Source organism: bacterium (genome assembly GCA_021372535.1).
Classification (GTDB): Bacteria; Latescibacterota; Latescibacteria; order Latescibacterales; family Latescibacteraceae; genus JAFGMP01.
The window spans coordinates 1-3,446 of the sequence record JAJFUH010000058.1 but is presented as its reverse complement, the minus strand read 5'-3'; the positions used below and the strand labels follow the sequence as shown (position 1 = coordinate 3,446).

The following is a 3,446-nucleotide window of genomic DNA, read 5'->3' as shown; positions in this document are numbered from 1 at the left end:
TTCGATATTCTGTTCGTTCAATGCGGCGGAAATATCGGATGGCATCAATCCGTAAACAGCCATGATATCCGGTTTCAGCCAGACTCGCATCGAATAGTTTTTTAACCCGAAAACATTGGCTTCTGCGACTCCCTGTACTCGTTGAATCTGTGGTATCAGGTTGATTTTACAGTAATTTTGAATAAACGTCTCATCATAGCTGTCATTTTCGCTGTACATGGAGAAAATGAGAAGCATGCTGTTCTGTCTTTTGAATGTCGTTACGCCGGATTTTATCACTTCGGACGGGAGGATACCGGTCGCCTGGGCAACACGGTTTTGCACATTTACCGCCGCCATATCCGCATTGGTGCCCTGTTTGAAATATACATCGATGGATGCCGAACCGTTGTTGTTTGCCGAAGAAGACATATAAATCATGTTCTCCACGCCGTTGATCTGTTCTTCGAGCGGGATAACAACGCTTTTCAGCACCGTTTCCGCATTGGCGCCGGTATATGCAGCCGAAACGCGGACAGTGGGAGGCGCAATATCGGGATATTGCTCGATTGGCAGGCTGGATAAACCGATAAGTCCCAAAATGACTATGATTATGGAGATTACCGAGGATAAAACCGGGCGTTCGATAAAATTTCTAAACATGTTCTCTTCTGATTCAGTTGTTGACCTGACTGGCAGTGCCGGCTGTTGAATTATGGCCTTCCGAAAGGGCGCCAGACTCTTTTACCATCATGGGTTTAATTTCAGTATCATTGCGCAGCGAAACGATTCCCTCCATCACAATCTTGTCGCCAACAGTAAGCCCGCTTGTTACCACATAGGTATCCTTCAGGTTACCGGCAAGAACCTCGATTTCGGTATCGTGAACCTTATTATCCGGGGTAACCGTAAATACAAAGCGTTTACCTTGCAGTTCATACGTTGTTTTCTGAGGGATAATTATCGCAGAATCAACAAATTGGGGAATGCGAATCAATCCGCTGCCGCCGCTGTGCAAAAGCCCTTCCGGATTGTTGAATGTCGCGCGCATGGTAACTGCCCCTGTCTGCTGATCGACCAGGCCGCTGGCAGTTTCGATTTTCCCGGGTTGATCGTAAGGTGTGTTGTCGGCCAAAAGCAGCTGAACCTCGGGCAATTCATTCATCTTTTCCTGTATATGTTTTCCCGGCAATCCTTTGACCAGGTTAAGAAATTCTTTTTCGTTAAGAGAAAAATACGCATATACTCTGGCTGTATTTGAAACAGTTGTCAAGGGTTCGGCGATACCGCTGCTTACAAGACTGCCCATGCGGTAGGGGAAAGTTCCGATTGTTCCTTCCGCGGGGCTGGTAATGAGGGTATACTGCAAATTCTCCTTCGCATTTTCCATATTGGCTTGTGCCTGGGCCAGCTGCGCTTCCTTCGCTTTCAGCGTCGATTCGGCGGATTCCAGGTCGAATTTGCTGATGATCGATTTATCGACCAGCGGTTTTGTCTTATCAAGATTGACTTTTGCGGAATACACATCGGCCTCCGCGACCTTCACCAGAGCCTCTGATGAACGCACGGCGGCTTGAAGGTCCTTATCATTGAGCCGGAACAGCAGCTGGCCTTTTTTGACATAAGCGCCCTCATCGACAAGTATCTGCTCGATATAACCGGCGATTTTAGGCCGAATCTCGACTGTCTGCTGACCTTCGAGCAATGCCGGATAATCCTTATACAAGGTGGTTGACTGCAACCCGATTTCCATCACCTTGTATTCTCTGACCCTGCCTGCGGTCCCCGATCGCTTCTCGTTATGTCCATTACCGCAGGAAACAGCCATAAGAATAAGCGGGATCAGCAAAAGACGTATTTTCTTCTCGATCGTGTTCATATTCCTGTCAATCCATATCCCCGTTAATCGAACGATTGATCCGAAACAGCGTAAAGTATCAAGTATTGGTCTATCGTCAAATTTTTTATAATTTCTCGGCATTTTTCTGTATTGTACGAACAACTTTATAAAAAATCTCCATATCCGATTCGGACAAACCCTCCTGAAGTTCCTCGATAAGCTTAAATTCAATACTGAGGTAGTGTTTGATCACTTCATGCCCCAGATCGGTGACAATCAGACAATTTTTCCTTCTGTCATGCGGATCGACCACTCGTTTCACAAGATTCTGTTCCTCCAGCGAATCGATTAACCGCAGAATCGAAGATTTGTCCTTTCCCAGTATAATTGCCATATCTTGCTGTACGACTTCTTCGCCGCTTGTGCTGATTCCATGTAGTAAACCGAACTGCTCGATCGTCAACTTGATTTCCGAGGATTCATTGGTTCGTTTTCGCAGAACCCTGAACATCTCTTTGTTCATTTTTCCGACAATCATACCCAATGGTAAACTCTGGTTTCCCATGGTCTCAACTTCCTGTAAACAAATCGATTTCCCGCAAATAACGAGAGAGATAGTATATAATTGAACAATTGGTATTGTCAACTAATATTTTGAGATTTCCCGGAATATTTTGAAATATAATCGCCAAACCTTGATTCTCGGTCCGGCGGTCGCCTCCGATACCGTTGACACAGATTGATTTCATTTCGGCAAAGCTTATGTATCCCCACTCGGCCATCTCGTAATCGCTGTTTAGAATCACAAATCCGAAAAGAGGTCGTCGCCGTCGTATTCGGCTATGAACCAGTCACATGCGCCGATGAAGAAGTGTAAGTAGACTATTTTCTCATCTTCGGGGATGTTCTCGGTCTCATACAGCCGTGGAATTCGTTCAAGCTGTTGTTTTGTCGGTGTGTTCCACATGGGTGTTTCCTTTCTGTGAGAGTATTATTGTTTTTGAAAGAGCGTTTTTTCTGTTATCACCATATCACAGAAAACACACTGCGTCAAAAACCCGTCCAAAACGGGCAACAAAAAACCCCCGAAAAACGAGGATTTCGAGGGTCGGAAATGAGTGCGTCAAAATCAGTTGTTTTTGAAGGGAGTTGTAATATATCTTATTCGGTCATCCGTTTGATATGCATATAGCACTTTTTATAAAAGAATCGATAATTATTTCCGATTGTATGTGATCCCCCCAGCTTGCGGCATCCCTTCTTGTTAAGGAGAGAGCGGCTTTTATGGCACTTTCATCCCCCTTTGTTTTGTAAGGGGGACACGGCGAAGCCGAGGGGGATCAATCATCTCAGCTGATTTAATCGGATAACCGATAATGTTTTTTCCCTCTCCTGTTTACGGGAGAGGGACCATGGGTAAGGGTAATAATTCTATGAAATACAGTACATTGCCCTCATTTATGACCTTTCTGACATACAGGATACAGGGAACTGATAATCAATATGAGTATGATCTATTTCATTATTTCTAAGGTTTCAATGGATTATTTATAGCTGTTTCAACGGTTTGTAAATCGTTCAATTTGCTCCTCCATTATGATTATTATACAATGAATCCAACAACAAG

General features: G+C 44.5%; 4 protein-coding genes. All 4 read right to left on the bottom strand.

The genetic code is table 11. The annotated features are described in order from the left end of the window. On the bottom strand, positions 1–642 hold a 642-nt coding region (locus tag LLG96_06255), incomplete at its 3' end, for an efflux RND transporter permease subunit (GenBank protein MCE5249807.1). A 13-nt stretch (positions 643–655) separates the two neighbouring features. After that, positions 656–1,858 (bottom strand): efflux RND transporter periplasmic adaptor subunit, encoded by a 1,203-nt coding sequence (locus LLG96_06250; GenBank protein MCE5249806.1) that lies wholly within the window; start codon positions 1,856–1,858, stop codon positions 656–658. Between the two features lie 85 nt (positions 1,859–1,943). Next, entirely contained in the window at positions 1,944–2,384 is a 441-nt protein-coding gene (locus LLG96_06245; GenBank protein ID MCE5249805.1) for a MarR family transcriptional regulator, read from the bottom strand. 237 nt (positions 2,385–2,621) lie between these two features. Further along, a complete protein-coding gene (locus tag LLG96_06240) occupies positions 2,622–2,786 on the bottom strand; it encodes a hypothetical protein (GenBank protein ID MCE5249804.1) in 165 nt (54 codons plus the stop codon). Positions 2,787–3,446: the final 660 nt, after the last annotated feature.

Excerpts from the sequence above, each read along its gene's own strand:
- LLG96_06245 (MCE5249805.1), bottom strand. The coding sequence starts at position 2,384 with ATGGGAAACCAGAGTTTACCATTGGGTATGATTGTCGGAAAAATGAAC.
- LLG96_06240 (MCE5249804.1), bottom strand. The coding sequence starts at position 2,786 with ATGTGGAACACACCGACAAAACAACAGCTTGAACGAATTCCACGGCTG.
- LLG96_06250 (MCE5249806.1), bottom strand. The coding sequence starts at position 1,858 with ATGAACACGATCGAGAAGAAAATACGTCTTTTGCTGATCCCGCTTATT.